Genomic DNA, 14,100 nt, shown 5'->3' with positions numbered 1-14,100 from the left:
CGACTAACGGGTCGCGCCCGGCTTCCATTTCACGTCGCTGGCGCCGTTGGCATTGGCGCGACGTGCGGCGACGAACAGATGATCCGACAGCCGGTTCAGATATTTTACAGCCTCGACATTCACCGCCTCGCCGCTTTCGATCAGCCGCACGGCCTCGCGTTCCGCCCGGCGGCAGACAGTGCGCGCGACATGCAGATGCGCCGACAGCGGCGCGCCGCCCGGCAGGATGAAGCTGTCGAGCGCCTTGAGGCTCTCGTTCATCCAGTCGATTTCCTGCTCCAGCCGCGCGACCTGGGTATCGATGATCCGTAGCGCCTCCCAGGCCGGGGGCGGATCCAACGGCGTGGCCAGGTCAGCGCCCAGGTCGAACAGTTCGTTCTGGATGCGGCCCAGCATGGCGTCGATCCGGTCGTTCTGACCGCTGTTCAGCCGCGCAACCCCAATGATCGCGTTCAGTTCGTCGACGGCGCCATAGGCCTCGACGCGAGCGTCGGTCTTGGACACCGGCGCGCCGGACGCTAGGCGCGTGCGGCCTTCGTCGCCGGTCCGCGTGTAGATCTTGTTCAGCGTCACCATGATCAGGCCCCTTGCGTCGCCTTCCACATCATGCCGAAGACCAGCAGCAGCACGGCAAGGGCCTGAAGCCCGACGCGCAGCCGCATCAGCTTGTTGGAGTTGGTCCGCGCATAGTCCCCGCCCCGAAACAGGGAATAGAGGCCAAAGCCCAGAGTGATCGTCACGGCGGCGATGGCGACGATGATCAGGATGTCGAAGATCTGCATGCCGTCGTTCTAGACCCGGATCGCTGCAACACGCCAGCGGCGCCCACCCGCCGGCCCTCGCGATACGGCGCCGCTTGCGACCGATGGGCGCACCCCCCTTGGAGTGTGGTTGCGAATGCTGTTGAGAGGCGCTCGCAAATATCAGGGGCTATTCCGATCATGACCTTCTCGACCCGCGCTCGCCTGTTGGCCGGCGCTTCCTGCGCTTTCGGCCTGACCTCGGGCGCAGCCTTGGCGGAGACCGTTCAGCCGGTCACGGCCGGACAGGCGACGCAGACGGCCGAGCTGGGCGAGATCGTCGTCACCGCCTCGGGCTTCGAACAGCGCATCAACCAGGCCCCTGCCTCGATCAGCGTCATTCCCCGCGCCGAGATCGAAGAGGTCCGCGCCGTCTCCCTCGCCGAGATCCTGAACAATGTCGAAGGCGTCGATACCGGCGCCGCCGTCGGCAAGACAGGCGGCCAGACCATCAACATCCGTGGCATGGGCTCGGACTACACGCTGATCCTGATCGACGGTCGCCGCCAGAACACGGCCGGCAGCGTGACGCCCAATGGCTTCGGCGAGACGTCCAACAGCTTCCTGCCCCCCGTCTCGGCCATCGAACGGGTCGAGGTCGTGCGCGGCCCCGTCTCCACCCTTTACGGCTCGGACGCCATGGGCGGGGTGGTCAACATCATCACCCGCAAGATCGGCGACGAATGGCACGGCTCGGCCAGCGCCCATTACACGATCCAGGGCGATGATGAGTTCGGTCCGATCCGCGGCGGCGATGTCTATCTGGCCGGACCTCTGATCAAGGACCGCGTCGGACTGTCGATCCGCGGCTCGCGTTCGGAACGCGAACAGTCGCGCCTGACGTTCGAAAACGTCGCCGGTGCGGAAACCCCGGTCACAGGTTTCGGCCGCAGCTCCACCGCCAACGAAATCTGGTCGGCCGGCGCCCGCCTGGCCTTCAACCTGCACCCCGACCACGACCTGTGGATCGACGCCGATGTCGGCCGCCAGTGGTACGACAACTCGAAAGGCCAGATGGGCACGGCCACCACCGCCGGCGGCTACGACAAGTTCCTGGAGTTCAACCGCGACCAGATCGCCATCGCCCATAACTGGCGCCTGCCGTTCGGCACGCTGGAATCCAACTATTCGATCGCAACGACCGAGACCAAGGGCCGGATCATCCCCAACGGCGTCGCCGGCGCCGGCAGTCCGCGCGATCTGGAGAGTGAGAACCGCATCTTCGACACCAAGCTGTTTTCGCAATGGCGCAACCACACCTTCACCGTCGGCGGCCAGCACTGGGAAGCCGAGATGACCGACGGCGTGGTGTCGGGCACATTCAACCATACCCAATGGGCCGTCTTCGCCGAAGACGAGTGGCGCTTCACCGACACCCTGGCCCTGACGGTCGGGGCGCGTCACGACGATCACTCGACCTTCGGCTCGCACTTCAGCCCACGCGCCTATCTGGTGTGGAACCCGACCGATGTGTGGACCGTCAAGGGCGGCGTCAGCCAGGGCTTCAAGACCCCGCGCCTGGAACAACTGGCGTCGGGCATCAACGGCTTCGGCGCCCAGGGCCGCCTGCCCTTGCTGGGCAGCCCGGGTCTGATGCCGGAAACCTCGACCTCGACCGAGTTCGCGGTTCTTTATGACGACCATGACCGCCTGCGCGCTGGCATCACCGTCTTCCACAACCAGTTCGACGACAAGATCGCCACCGGCGTGCCCATCGCCAACTGCGTGTTTGGCCTGACCCCCGAACAGTATGCGGCTGGAGGCTACAATACGTCGGGCTGCTATGACGTGGGCTTCTACACGGCCTATATCTCGACCGTCGCCACCTTCGGTCAGAGCATCAATATCGACGAGGCGGTCACGCAAGGCCTCGAGGCCACCGCCCGGTTCCGCTTCAACGACGCGTGGACGCTTCAGGGCAACTACACCTTCACCGACAGCGAGCAGAAGTCGGGCGCGGACGTGGGCCAGCCCCTGACCGACACGCCCGAGCACATGGTCAACGCCAACCTGCGCTGGAACGCCACCGAGCGGATGAACCTTTGGCTGCGCGGCGAATACCGTTCGGCCCGCTATCGCGGCGAAGGCGCGGCCCAGACGGCGCTGGGCGACTATGGCGCCTACAGCCTGTTCCACCTCGGCGGCGCCTACCGCATCGACGAAAATCTGACGGTCAATGCCGTGGTCTATAATGTGTTCGACAAGGGCTTCGTCAGCCTGCTGCCCTACGGCGCCCCGGTCGCCTATGCGCCCGAGTTCGCCAACAATCAGGAGCCTCGCCGCCTCTGGATCTCGGTGACCGCCGCCTTCTGAACCCTCGATCTGAACGATGGGACGGGGTCGCTTTGTCGAACCCCGTTCTTTTGTGCCAAACTAAGCCATTTGGTCACCATTGCGGGTGCAATCTGCGCGACATGACCGATCGCGCCGTCCGCAATCTCGAACATCTCAAGAGCTCGGCCTCTACCGCCCGCGTGCTGAACCTGCTGCGGGTATGGGAAGAGAATGGCGACAGCTCCGCCGACGGCGCCGTGCGCAATCCCGACTGGGCGGCGCGTCCGATCTTCCGCACCCCGGCCCTGAACCGCGCCCTGATCATCAAGCACCGGCTGCGTCGCAACGAGACCGACCTGTTCACCGGCCGTCGCCAGGTCGCCACCAAGGTGGTCATCCCCATCGACGACGCGGACCTGAAGACCGGCGGGCGCTATGTCTTCGTCAATCAGATCGGGTTCGAGCGGATGATGATGGAGGCGTTCGGCGTCGCCGCCACCCATCCCGACATCGAGACCCTTCGCCTGATCGACAAGCTGCCGTCGCTGGATCCCTTCCTGCTGCGCGAGCAGTTGCGGCGCGGCGGTCTGGACCCCTCGCCCTGCTATTTTTCGATCAGCGACAGCGATCTGCAACGCATGCTGGCCTTCGTCCGCAGCGAGATCGAGCCGCTGGTGACCCTCAGCCTGGGCCCAGACACGGTCGCTGTGAACTCCGATTCGGCGGGGCGGATGGCGTCCAAAATCCTGTCCAACACGCCGGGCGACCAGCTGGACGCCCTGCGTCTGACCCTGCGCCTGGCGCCGGAGCAGTATCAGGAGGGCGTCTTCTGCTGGAAGGGCTTCCTCTATTACAAGTGGACGCTGGCCGCCCTGCTGGGCGAGGTCGCCGGCGTCGCCGAGGCCGTGCGCACCATCAAGCCCGTCGGCAAGGTCGACCGCGCCGCCAAGGAATATCTGGCCCGCAGCCGCGACGTCCTGCGTGGTCGCATCATCAAGACCTGCGACGAGGTCAGCCGCACCCTGCGCATCTATGACGACGCCTACGCTAAGCTGACGCAAGAGGGCCGCCCCACCGCCTTCCGCGACTTCCTGCTGGACGCCCCCTCGATGTTCGCCAAGCTGGGCGACCAGCTCGGCGCCGTCCAGCACATCGTCAGCTACTGGCGCTTCCGCTTCGGCCCCGGCGCCGCGCCGGTAAACGTCGAAGAGCTGATGGACATCTTCATGGATTTCGAAACCGGCCTTCTGGGCCGCGGCGAAGTCCCCGACGACATCGGTATGATGGCGGCCTGACGCCTCGTCAGTGCGCGGCGTCCCAGTTCGACGCCGCGCGCGCATCCACCACCAGCGGCACGGTCAGGGCCACAGCCGGGTCCGACGCATTCTCCATCACCTGCTTGATGACGACGATGGCGCGGTCGGCTTCGGCTTCGGGGGCTTCGAAGACCAGTTCGTCGTGAACCTGGAGGAGCATGCGCGTCGTCAGCCCGGCCTCGGTCAGGGCGGTGGGCATGCGGATCATGGCGCGGCGGATGATGTCGGCGGCGGCGCCCTGGATCGGGGCGTTGATGGCGGCGCGCTCGCCGAACTGGCGTTCGGCGCCCGACTTCGAATGGATGGCGGGGATATGGATGCGGCGGCCGAAGACGGTGGAGACGAAGCCGGACTGGCGCACCTCGGCCTTGGTCTTGTCCATATAGGCGCGGATGCCGGGGAAGCGTTCGAAGTAGGTCTTGATATAGGCCCCGGCCTCGCCCTGATCGATGCCCAGCTGGTTGGCCAGGCCGAAGGCCGAGATGCCGTAGACGATGCCGAAGTTGATGGCCTTGGCGCGGCGCCGCGTCTCGGACGGCATGCCTTCGACAGGGACGCCAAACATCTCGCTCGCGGTGGCGGCGTGAATGTCCAGCCCGGCCTTGAAGGCGCGCTTCAGCTCGGGAATGTCACCGATATGGGCCAGCAGGCGCAGTTCGATCTGGCTGTAGTCCGCGCTGATCAGGACATTGCCGGGCGCGGCGATGAAGGCCTGGCGGATTTCGCGGCCGGTCTCGGTGCGGATCGGGATGTTCTGCAGATTGGGATCGCTGGACGCCAGACGGCCGGTGGTGGCGGCGGCGAGCTGATAGCTGGTGTGGACGCGGTCGGTCGCGGGGTCCGCCGCGGCGGTCAGGGCGTCGGTATAGGTGCCCTTCAGCTTGGACAGCTGGCGCCAGTCCAGCAGGACGCGCGGCAGGTCGTGGCTGAGCGCCAGCTCCTCCAGCACGCTGGCGTCCGTGCCCCATTGGCCCGAGGCGGTCTTCTTGCCGCCCGGCAGGTTCAGTTCGCCGAACAGGATCTCGCCGATCTGGCGCGGCGAGCCGATGTTGAAGGGCCGTCCGGCGATCTCGTGGGCTTGGGCCTCCAGTTCGGCCATACGCAGACCGAACTCGCTGGACAGCCGCTTCAACCGGTCGGGATCGATGCGGACGCCGTTCAGCTCCATGTCCGCCAGCACCGTCGGCATGCCGCGCTCCAGCGTCTCATAGACGGTGGACAGCCCCTCGCGCGCCAGTCGCGGCTTGAGGATGCGCCATAGGCGCAGCGTCACGTCGGCGTCTTCGGCCGCATATTCCGCCGCCGGTTCCAGGGCGACGTGCTTGAAGGATTTCTGGCTCTTGCCGGTCCCCGCCACCCGCTTGAACGGGATGGGTTCGTGGCCGAGGTGCAGGCGCGACAGCTCGTCCATGCCATGCCCGTGCATCCCGCCCTCCAGCACGTAGGAGATCAGCATGGTGTCGTCATAAGGCGCGACGCGAATGCCGCGGCGCGCCATGACGGCGATGTCGTATTTGGCGTTCTGCAACACCTTTAGGATCGACGGGTCTTCCAGCAGCGTCTTCAGCTTCGCCAGGGTCGTGGGCTTGTCCAGCTGACGGATCGGCTCGCGCGCCTCGCCTGGCTCTCCGAACAGGCCGCCGTCGTTCGCCTGCGGCTCATGCTCGTGCGTCAGGGGGATGTAGCAGGCCTCGTTCGGCCCCACCGCCAGCGACACGCCGCACAGGCCCGCATGGGTCGCCGACAGGGCGTCGGTCTCGGTGTCGAAACCGACGACGCCGACCTCGGTCGCCCGCGCGATCCAACGGTCCAGCGCTTCTTCGGTCTGAACGCATTCATAGACGGTGTGGTCGAAAGTCTGGACTTCGGACGGGCCTTCCACGACCTGTCCGTAACGCGGCGTGGAGACGGGGGCGTTCAGGTTCGGCGCGCGCTTGGGCGCAAAGGCCGAGACGTCGCTGGGGCCGGCCTTGCCGTCGCCGACGCGGCGCTGCAGCGAGCGGAACTCCATCGTCTCCAGGAAGGCCGACAGGGTCGCGGGATCGGGATCGCGCACGGCGAAGTCGTCGATCAGCTCGGGCGCCGGCGCATCGCAGGTCAGGCGCACCAGCTCGCGCGACAGTCGAATCTGATCGGCGAATGCGATCAGGGTCTCGCGCCGCTTGGGCTGTTTGATCTCGCCAGCGTTGGCCAGCAGGGTGTCCAGATCGCCGTATTCGTCCAGCAACTGCGCCGCCGTCTTCGGTCCAATGCCGGGGGCGCCGGGCACATTATCGACGCTGTCGCCGATCAGGGCCTGAAGATCGACCATCTTCTCGGGCCCGACCCCGAACTTCTCGAACACCTCGGCCTCGGCCAGACGCCGATCCTTCATCGGATCCCACATCACGACGCCGCCGCCGATCAGCTGCATCAGATCCTTGTCCGACGAGACGATCACCGCCTCGCCTCCCGCATCGCGCGCCTTGCAGGCGTATGTGGCGATCAGGTCGTCGGCCTCATAGCCGGGCAGTTCGACGCAATGGACGCCGAACGCCGCCGTCGCCTCGCGCACCAGCGGAAACTGCGGGATCAAATCCTCGGGCGGCGGCGGACGGTGGGCCTTGTACTGGTCGTACAGGGTGTTGCGGAATGTCTTTTCCGAATGGTCGAAGATGGCCACCAGATGCGTCGGGCCATCGGCGCCCTTCATGTCCTTCAGCAGCTTCCACAACATGTTGCAGTAGCCCTGGACCGCCCCCACCGGCAGGCCGTCCGACTTGCGCGTCAGCGGCGGCAGAGCGTGATAGGCGCGGAAAATGTAAGCCGAGGCGTCGATCATCCACAGCCGCAACGCAGGGCCGTCCTGCGTGAGGGGACGTTGGGTCTCGATGGTTTCGGGCGCGGCAGTCTCGGTCATAGCTGGAACATAGGGGTCGAAAGCCCCCACGTCAGCGTCAGAATTCGGTCCAGCTCGATCCGGGATCACGTTGACCCGGCTGGGCCTGTTGCTGACCCCATGCCACGACCATGAAGGCCTTGTGGCTGCGGATGCGATAGGTGCCGATCATCGGCACAATGGCGCCCAGCGGCGCGCCGGTCTTGGCCTCGTAGAGAAAGCCGGAAAACTCCGCGACGCCGACCCGGTCGCGGTGGCTGTAGACGGACAGTTCCGGCAGGGAGACGACGTTGAGCGTCTCGTTGATCGGGATCCGCATCTCGGGAATGCCGAACACGCGCCGCATCTGCTCCAGCGACAGGGCGCCGGCGCGGATTTCAAATACCGCGTTCGCCTCGTCCTTGTTGCGGGCCAGGCTGAAACCGGCGTCCGAGATCGCGCCTCGAAGGGCGCTGACGGCATAGCGGGTGCCCTCGCCCTGGAAATAGGCGTCGTCGACGAAGACCGACGCTCCCAGCGGCAACGGCAGGACCATGCCCTCGATCGCCTTGTCCGAGGCGCGCGCCAGCAGCAGCTGTTCCGTCGCCGTGCGCCCTGTATTGCTCTCGGTGGTCGAAGCGCAGGCCGATAGAGTCAAGGCCAGGGCCGCCAAGGCCAGCGAAAGCCCCTGCCCTGCGCGCATCACCATGTTCCGGTATTGGGCATCGAGACCCAGGGCTCGGCCGGCGCCAGCGGCGCGCCTTCCTGCAGCAATTCGATGGAGATGCCGTCAGGCGAGCGCACGAAGGCCATATTGCCGTCGCGCGGCGGGCGGTTGATCGTCACCCCGCCGTCCATCAGCGTCTGGCAGGCGGCGTAGATGTCGTCGACCTTATAGGCCAGGTGGCCGAAGTTGCGGCCGCCCTGATACTCTTCCGGGTTCCAGTTGAAGGTCAGCTCCACCTCGGGACAGCGTTCCGCCGCCGACTGCGCCAGGTTCTTGGGCGCGGCGAGGAAGACCAGGGTGAACCGCCCCGCCTCGTTCTCGGTGCGCCGCACCTCCTGCAGACCCAGCAGGTCGCAGTAGAAATGCAGCGAGGCGTCGATGTCCTTTACCCGGACCATGGTGTGCAGATAGCGCAAGGCTCGTCTCCGTCCGAACGGGGTGTCAGCGGTGTATAGACCCGGGCGCCGTCACACCGCGACTGAACTGAGGTTACGAACTCAGTGGCACTTGGGCTCAGTGGGCCTCGGGCGCGCGGGCCGCCGGGCTCAGGTATTCGTTCTCGTCGTGCGGATGGGCCGACAGCACGAAGCGCCGGTCGCAATAGCCGCACTCGATGAAGTCGTCCTCACCCATGTCCATATAGACCAGCGGGTGACCCAGAGCGCCGCCGCCGCCGTCGCAGGCCACACGCTTGGTGGAGACGACGACCTCTTCGGGCGGCGGGATGATGGCGTCGGAATGGCGGGGGGGCATGGTCCGGTCCGGTCTGAAAGGCTTGCGCGCTTCCTAGGCGGACCTGCCCCGAAGGTCAAACCTCGGTGGGCGCCGCCGGACGACGGCCGAGAAGACGGTTCAGCATCGCCTTGCGCTTCTTGAACAGCGTCAGACCCAGGCAGGCGGCGCCGACCCACAGGCCAACTTCGCCGATGAGCAGCAAGGAGGCGCCGGCGATGGCTGCATGCGTCATGTCGATCTGGTCGGCCTTGCCCGCCAATAGCGCCAGTCCACCACCCACATAGCCGATGGCGCAGACGCCCATGGCGACGAAGCCGATCAGGCGGGTGCGGGTCAGGGGCGTCTTGGATTTTTGAACGGCGGTCATTGGGTTCTCCATCAAGTGCGGTTGTCTTTATGACAAGCAAACTGGACACAATAAGCACGCTAGTCAAGCACCATTGACACAAGGACAGGCACGTTTGTCGCATCGCCGCCGTGGGACAGGTTGGCGAATGCAACCGCGCGCCCTACCTATGCCGCTCGCCGTCCCGCCCCGAGTGAATAGCCGATCATGTCAGAGACCCCCGCCCTGCCCGACAACGCCATTGAGGTGCACGGGCTGAAGAAGACCTATGCCGGGTCCAAGAAGGCCGCGCCCAAGACGGCCCTGCGCGGCGTCGATCTGGTCATTCCCCGCGGCGCGGTCTTCGGCCTGCTGGGTCCGAACGGCGCCGGCAAGTCGACCCTGATCAACATCTTGGCCGGGGTGGTGAAGAAATCCGAAGGGTCGGTAAAGATCTGGGGTCGCGACATCGACAAGGAGCCGCGCGACGCCGCAGCTGCCCTGGGCGTCGTGCCGCAGGAAATCGTCGCCGACGTCTTCTTCACCCCGCGCGAATCGCTGGAAGTTCAGGCTGGCTTCTATGGCGTGCCCAGTAACGAGCGCCGTTCGGACGAACTGCTGGCGGCGCTAGGCCTATCGGACAAGGCCAACGCCTATGTTCGCGCCCTGTCCGGCGGCATGAAACGTCGCCTGATGGTGGCCAAGGCCCTGGTCCACAATCCCCCCATCCTGATCCTGGACGAACCGACCGCAGGCGTGGACGTCGAGCTGCGTCGCCAGCTGTGGGCCTATGTCCGCCGCATCAACGAGGAGGGGGTGACCATCGTCCTGACCACCCACTACCTCGAAGAAGCGCAGGAGCTCTGCGACACCATCGCCATCGTCAACCACGGCGAGGTCGTGGCCTGCGAACCGACGCCGCAGCTTCTGCGTCGTCTGGACAGCCGCAATGTGGTCGTGACCCCAGAGACGCCGCAGATAACTCCGCCCATTCTTGACGGCTTCCAGGTCACGCCCCGTCCGGGCGGCGCCTTCGCCGTAACCTACAAGAAGGGGCAGTCATCGGTGGAACAGGTCATCAACGCTGTCCGCGCCGCCGGTGTCACCATCGCCGACATCACCACCGAAGACCCGGACCTGGAAGACGTCTTCCTGGCCCTGACCTATGGGGATGCGTCGCGGGTCGATCCAACCAAGGACTAGTCGACCTCGGACAGGAACTCGAAGATCGCCGCCTTTGCCTCCGGCTCGTCCAGCATGGGGGCGTGGCCGATGCCGGGCACCTCGACATAGGCCATGGCCGGCGCGGCCTTCTTCATTCGCCCGGCGATGTCGGCGCTCAGCAGATCCGAGTTCGCGCCGCGCACCAGCAGCGTCGGCTTTTTCCGCGCCAGCCGCCGAAAGTAAGGCCACAGGTTCGGAACCAGCGCCTTGGCGCCCGCCGCGCGGATCGGCACGGCGATGTCGGGGTCATAGTCCAGCCCGATCTCCCCGTCCGGCTGCTGACGAAAGATGCGCCGCGCGAAAGCATCCCAGTCGGCATCCGAATAATGGGGAAAGGCGGCGGCGTTGATCCGCCGGGCATAGGCCGCCGCATCGGCCCACGACCCGATCTCGACCGGCTGGCCGCTATAGGCGGCGATGCGCGCTAGCCCCTCGGGCGCGACTTCCGGCCCGATGTCGTTCAGGATCGCCGCGACCACCGCCTTGGGCTTGATCGCCGTCAGCGCCATGGTGATCAGCCCGCCCATCGAGGTGCCGAGGAAGATGGCACGGTCGATGCCTGCCTGCTCCATCAGCGCCAGCGTGTCGCGCGCATACACATCCGGCATGTAGGTCATCGGATCGGGCGCACGATCGGACCGACCGCGCCCGCGCACATCCACCGCCAGCACCCGCCGCCCGCTCTGGGCCAATAGGGGCGCAATGGTTTCGAAATCGGCGCTGTTGCGGGTCAGGCCGTGAATGGCGATGACCGGCGGACGCGCGACGCCGGGGCCGGGCGCATAGTCGCGCGCGAACAGGCTGAGGCCATCCGGCGAGGTCCAGCGCCGTTCTACGAATGGATGTTGCGCGCTCATTGGCGATCTCCTCCGATTTTCGATCAGAGTAATTCACCAGGCGAGGAAATGCGACGGTCGGTTTTAGAGGCCGACCACGTCGCACACGAAGGCGTCCAGGTCGCCACCCTCGAACAGAAACCCCGCCACGCCCGCTCGTTCACCGGCCTGCAGATCGCGTTTCTGGTCGCCGATGATAAAGGACCGCGCCGGGTCCAGATCGTGCTCGGCGATCGCGCGCAGCAACATGCCGGGATTGGGCTTGCGATCGGGATGATCAGGGTGGCGATAGCGCGCCTTGATCGCTTCGGGGTGAAAGGGGGCGGCATAGACGGCGTCGATGATCGCGCCATCCCCGGCCAGCCGCGCGACCAGCAAATCATTGAAAGCGTTCATCTGCGATTCGCTGAACAAACCCCGCGCCACGCCCGACTGGTTGGTGACGATGACGGTGCGAAAGCCGCCCTGGTTCATCCGCCTTACCGCCGCCGCCGCGCCAGGGATCAGTTTCAAGTCCTCGGGCCGATGCGGATAGCCGCTGTCTTCGATCAGGACCCCATCACGGTCCAGAAAGGCCGCGGGGGCGCCAGTCATGCGTCGTGTCTCAGGATTTCGGTGAAGGCCGTCATCAGGTGATACAGGCTGGACGCCGGTACGGACTGGTCATGCGACCGGCCATCAGCATCGTAGCTGTCCACCCACAGGCCCTGCACAGCGGTGGCAAGATGGGTGTCGAAGACCTTGGCGATCAGTGCAGGGGCGGCCTCGTCGCCAAAACTCAGGCCTGTGCGAATGGCTTCGGTCTGGGCCCACAGCCGGCGACCGGTGTCGAGCGGCGCGCCGGACGGGTCGATCTCGCGGATCGTGAAGCCGTCACGACGGCCTTGGGTCACCGCGCGGCGATGCAGCCCCTCGGCCACGCCTGGATCGATATCGCCCGCCTGTTTCAGCAGCCACGCCCATTCTTGCAGATGCCCGGGCTCGATCACGTGACCCTCGCTCGGGTCCGCCACCCAATCGTCGGCGAAATATTCCCGGATTGCGCCATCGATCAGGAAATGCTGCCGACAGAGGTCCAGCGACACCTGCGCCGCCGCCTGGAATGCCGGATCAGGAGCCGTCGCTTGCCAGGCCAGCATGGCCTCCAGCATATGCATATGAGGATTCTGACGACGCGGCAGACGCGGCGGCAAGGCCTCCTCCCAACCGCCATGCGGAGACGCCATCAGTTGATCGATGGCCGCCAACGTCTCCATCGCCAACGGCTGCGCGCGCGGATCGCCCAGCACCCGATGCGAGGCCGAAAGAGCGAACAACACGAATGCCAGATCATACAAATCCGGTGTCGCATCGACGACCGCGCCGGCATCGTCGGTCGCCGCGATCCAAAGACCGTCGTCGCTTCGACCCGTAGTGATCATGCAATCCAGCCCGGCTTGGGCCAAAACCCGTCCCGACTCCCAGCCCAAGGCCGCTGCTTCGCAGAAGACATAAATCTGGCGGGCCTGAACGCGGGTGCGGCGGCGAATGCCGACGACGGGCCGCCCGTCGAAATCCAGCTGCTCGAAGAAACGGCCATGCGCGTCCACGCCCCTTTCGCCCCACAGCGGCAGGGCGTGATCGAACAGCCAGTTCGAGACCCTGGTCCGGGCTGCGGCGAGAGACGTCATCGCGTTGGATTAGGACGCATCCCTTCGGGCGCCAAGGGGCGGATGCGGTAGCAAAGGGCAACGCGAAGTGACGCCGCGCGATTTGGCCCCTGCGCGCGATCTTGCTAGGACGACCCGACATTCGCGGCTCGTCTCTGTCGAGCCGCCGCCCGACCCCCGTGGAGAGCGTCCCTCATGATCCCCTTCATCGACCTTCAGGCCCAGCGCCTGCGTCTCGCCGGCAAGATCGAGACCGCCGTCCAGGAGGCCGTCGTCGGCGGCGCCTGGGTGATGGGCCCGCAGGTCCGTCAGTTCGAGGCCGACCTCGCCGCCTTCGGTCAGGCCAAGCACGCCCTGGGCTGCGCCAATGGCACCGACGCCCTGGCCCTGCCGCTGATGGCCTGGGGGATCGGGCGCGGCGACGCCGTCTTCGTGCCCAGCTTCACCTTCGCCGCCACCGCCGAGGTCGTGCCATGGTTCGACGCCGAGCCGGTCTTCGTCGATGTGGACGCCGACACCTACAACATGGACCCCGGTGCGCTGGAACGCGCCATCGAGGGAATCAAGGCCGAGGGCCGCCTGACGCCGCGCGTGGTCATCGCCGTCGATCTATTCGGCCAGCCGGCCGACTATCCCGCTATCAAGGCCATCTGCGACAAATATGGTCTGAAGCTGATCTCGGATTCGGCGCAAGGGTTCGGCTGCACCATCGATGGCGAGCATCCACTGAAGTGGGCCGACATCACCACCACCAGCTTCTTCCCGGCCAAGCCGCTGGGCTGCTACGGCGACGGCGGGGCGGTGCTGACCAATGACGACGAGCTGGCCCAACTGATCGATTCCGTCCGCGTCCACGGCAAGGCCGTGGCGGTGGACCTGAAGGACCGCACCTTCGACCACGACCCCAAATATCTGAATATGCGCATCGGCCTGAATAGCCGTCTGGACACCATCCAGGCCGCCGTCCTGATCGAGAAGCTGAAGGTCTTCGGCCAGGAGATCGAATGGCGCAACACAGCAGCCGCACGCTACAACGAAGGTCTGCGCCCCCACGTCGCCAAGGTGCCGGACGTGCCGGCCGGCAATATCTCCAACTGGGCGCAATATACGGTCGAACACCCCGACCGCGACGGTCTGATCGCCCATCTGAAGGCCAATGACGTGCCGACCGCCGTCTATTACCCCATCCCGCTGCACCTGCAGCCGGCCTATGAGCATTTCCCGCGCGGGGCCGGCGGCCTGCCGGTGACCGAGCGTCTGAAGGACGTGGTCTTCAGCCTGCCGATGCACGCCGATCTGGACGCGGCGACGCAGGACCGGGTCATCGCCGCCGTCGCCAGCTACAAGGGTTGAACCT

The 14,100-nt window shown here is 66.0% G+C and carries 14 protein-coding genes; 4 read left to right on the top strand and 10 right to left on the bottom strand.

What is annotated here, in order from left to right:
- Positions 1–3: 3 nt before the first annotated feature.
- Entirely contained in the window at positions 4–576 is a 573-nt protein-coding gene (locus ACZZZD_RS10795) for a cob(I)yrinic acid a,c-diamide adenosyltransferase (protein WP_463434932.1), read from the bottom strand.
- A gap of 2 nt (positions 577–578) precedes the next feature.
- Complete coding sequence (locus ACZZZD_RS10790) at positions 579–782, bottom strand: twin transmembrane helix small protein (protein ID WP_463434931.1); 204 nt, start codon at positions 780–782, stop codon at positions 579–581.
- Positions 783–941: 159 nt separating this feature from the next.
- On the opposite strand from ACZZZD_RS10790, the gene ACZZZD_RS10785 reads away from it, so the two are divergent.
- Both ACZZZD_RS10785 and ACZZZD_RS10780 read left to right on the top strand, forming a co-directional pair.
- Entirely contained in the window at positions 942–3,113 is a 2,172-nt protein-coding gene (locus ACZZZD_RS10785; protein ID WP_463434930.1) for a TonB-dependent receptor domain-containing protein, read from the top strand.
- Between the two features lie 101 nt (positions 3,114–3,214).
- On the top strand, positions 3,215–4,369 hold the full coding sequence (locus tag ACZZZD_RS10780; protein ID WP_463434929.1) for a hypothetical protein: 1,155 nt from the start codon (positions 3,215–3,217) through the stop codon (positions 4,367–4,369).
- A 7-nt stretch (positions 4,370–4,376) separates the two neighbouring features.
- Here ACZZZD_RS10780 and polA read toward each other — a convergent pair whose 3' ends face one another.
- The 5 genes from polA to ACZZZD_RS10755 all read right to left on the bottom strand — a co-directional run bounded on the left by polA (position 4,377) and on the right by ACZZZD_RS10755 (position 9,076).
- The gene (gene polA, locus ACZZZD_RS10775) at positions 4,377–7,289 is read right to left on the bottom strand and encodes a DNA polymerase I (RefSeq protein ID WP_463434928.1); all 2,913 of its coding nucleotides are present in this window, start codon (positions 7,287–7,289) and stop codon (positions 4,377–4,379) included.
- A gap of 37 nt (positions 7,290–7,326) precedes the next feature.
- The gene (locus tag ACZZZD_RS10770; protein WP_463434927.1) at positions 7,327–7,950 is read right to left on the bottom strand and encodes a DUF6655 family protein; all 624 of its coding nucleotides are present in this window, start codon (positions 7,948–7,950) and stop codon (positions 7,327–7,329) included.
- The gene (locus tag ACZZZD_RS10765; RefSeq protein WP_463434925.1) at positions 7,950–8,390 is read right to left on the bottom strand and encodes a VOC family protein; all 441 of its coding nucleotides are present in this window, start codon (positions 8,388–8,390) and stop codon (positions 7,950–7,952) included. The genes ACZZZD_RS10770 and ACZZZD_RS10765 overlap by 1 nt, the downstream gene beginning before the upstream one ends.
- Before the next feature lie 97 nt (positions 8,391–8,487).
- Positions 8,488–8,727, bottom strand: coding sequence for a zinc-finger domain-containing protein (locus ACZZZD_RS10760; RefSeq protein ID WP_463434923.1), 240 nt, complete (start codon positions 8,725–8,727; stop codon positions 8,488–8,490).
- 55 nt (positions 8,728–8,782) lie between these two features.
- Positions 8,783–9,076, bottom strand: coding sequence for a hypothetical protein (locus ACZZZD_RS10755; RefSeq protein WP_463434922.1), 294 nt, complete (start codon positions 9,074–9,076; stop codon positions 8,783–8,785).
- A 186-nt stretch (positions 9,077–9,262) separates the two neighbouring features.
- On the opposite strand from ACZZZD_RS10755, the gene ACZZZD_RS10750 reads away from it, so the two are divergent.
- The gene (locus ACZZZD_RS10750; RefSeq protein ID WP_463434921.1) at positions 9,263–10,237 is read left to right on the top strand and encodes an ABC transporter ATP-binding protein; all 975 of its coding nucleotides are present in this window, start codon (positions 9,263–9,265) and stop codon (positions 10,235–10,237) included.
- Here the strand turns inward: ACZZZD_RS10750 and ACZZZD_RS10745 are convergent.
- The 3 genes from ACZZZD_RS10745 to ACZZZD_RS10735 all read right to left on the bottom strand — a co-directional run bounded on the left by ACZZZD_RS10745 (position 10,234) and on the right by ACZZZD_RS10735 (position 12,764).
- The gene (locus tag ACZZZD_RS10745; RefSeq protein ID WP_463434919.1) at positions 10,234–11,115 is read right to left on the bottom strand and encodes an alpha/beta fold hydrolase; all 882 of its coding nucleotides are present in this window, start codon (positions 11,113–11,115) and stop codon (positions 10,234–10,236) included. The genes ACZZZD_RS10750 and ACZZZD_RS10745 overlap by 4 nt on opposite strands.
- Positions 11,116–11,178: 63 nt before the next feature.
- Positions 11,179–11,688, bottom strand: a complete 510-nt coding sequence (locus ACZZZD_RS10740; RefSeq protein ID WP_463434917.1) for a D-glycero-alpha-D-manno-heptose-1,7-bisphosphate 7-phosphatase — start codon at positions 11,686–11,688, stop codon at positions 11,179–11,181.
- Positions 11,685–12,764, bottom strand: a complete 1,080-nt coding sequence (locus ACZZZD_RS10735) for an AGE family epimerase/isomerase (protein WP_463434916.1) — start codon at positions 12,762–12,764, stop codon at positions 11,685–11,687. The genes ACZZZD_RS10740 and ACZZZD_RS10735 overlap by 4 nt, the downstream gene beginning before the upstream one ends.
- A 174-nt stretch (positions 12,765–12,938) precedes the next feature.
- Between ACZZZD_RS10735 and ACZZZD_RS10730 the strand changes: the two genes are divergently transcribed.
- Positions 12,939–14,096, top strand: a complete 1,158-nt coding sequence (locus ACZZZD_RS10730; protein WP_463434915.1) for a DegT/DnrJ/EryC1/StrS family aminotransferase — start codon at positions 12,939–12,941, stop codon at positions 14,094–14,096.
- Positions 14,097–14,100: the final 4 nt, after the last annotated feature.

It is taken from the genome of Brevundimonas sp. AC546, assembly GCF_979258305.1.
Note: the sequence above shows the minus strand (reverse complement) of the source record. Positions and strands in the feature narration are given on the sequence as shown.

What these genes read in the sequence shown, in the direction of transcription:
- ACZZZD_RS10795 (WP_463434932.1), bottom strand. Translation starts at nt 576, where the DNA reads ATGGTGACGCTGAACAAGATCTACACGCGGACCGGCGACGAAGGCCGC.
- ACZZZD_RS10790 (WP_463434931.1), bottom strand. Translation starts at nt 782, where the DNA reads ATGCAGATCTTCGACATCCTGATCATCGTCGCCATCGCCGCCGTGACG.
- ACZZZD_RS10785 (WP_463434930.1), top strand. Translation starts at nt 942, where the DNA reads ATGACCTTCTCGACCCGCGCTCGCCTGTTGGCCGGCGCTTCCTGCGCT.
- ACZZZD_RS10780 (WP_463434929.1), top strand. Translation starts at nt 3,215, where the DNA reads ATGACCGATCGCGCCGTCCGCAATCTCGAACATCTCAAGAGCTCGGCC.
- polA (WP_463434928.1), bottom strand. Translation starts at nt 7,289, where the DNA reads ATGACCGAGACTGCCGCGCCCGAAACCATCGAGACCCAACGTCCCCTC.
- ACZZZD_RS10770 (WP_463434927.1), bottom strand. Translation starts at nt 7,950, where the DNA reads ATGCGCGCAGGGCAGGGGCTTTCGCTGGCCTTGGCGGCCCTGGCCTTG.
- ACZZZD_RS10760 (WP_463434923.1), bottom strand. Translation starts at nt 8,727, where the DNA reads ATGCCCCCCCGCCATTCCGACGCCATCATCCCGCCGCCCGAAGAGGTC.
- ACZZZD_RS10755 (WP_463434922.1), bottom strand. Translation starts at nt 9,076, where the DNA reads ATGACCGCCGTTCAAAAATCCAAGACGCCCCTGACCCGCACCCGCCTG.
- ACZZZD_RS10750 (WP_463434921.1), top strand. Translation starts at nt 9,263, where the DNA reads ATGTCAGAGACCCCCGCCCTGCCCGACAACGCCATTGAGGTGCACGGG.
- ACZZZD_RS10745 (WP_463434919.1), bottom strand. Translation starts at nt 11,115, where the DNA reads ATGAGCGCGCAACATCCATTCGTAGAACGGCGCTGGACCTCGCCGGAT.
- ACZZZD_RS10740 (WP_463434917.1), bottom strand. Translation starts at nt 11,688, where the DNA reads ATGACTGGCGCCCCCGCGGCCTTTCTGGACCGTGATGGGGTCCTGATC.
- ACZZZD_RS10735 (WP_463434916.1), bottom strand. Translation starts at nt 12,764, where the DNA reads ATGACGTCTCTCGCCGCAGCCCGGACCAGGGTCTCGAACTGGCTGTTC.
- ACZZZD_RS10730 (WP_463434915.1), top strand. Translation starts at nt 12,939, where the DNA reads ATGATCCCCTTCATCGACCTTCAGGCCCAGCGCCTGCGTCTCGCCGGC.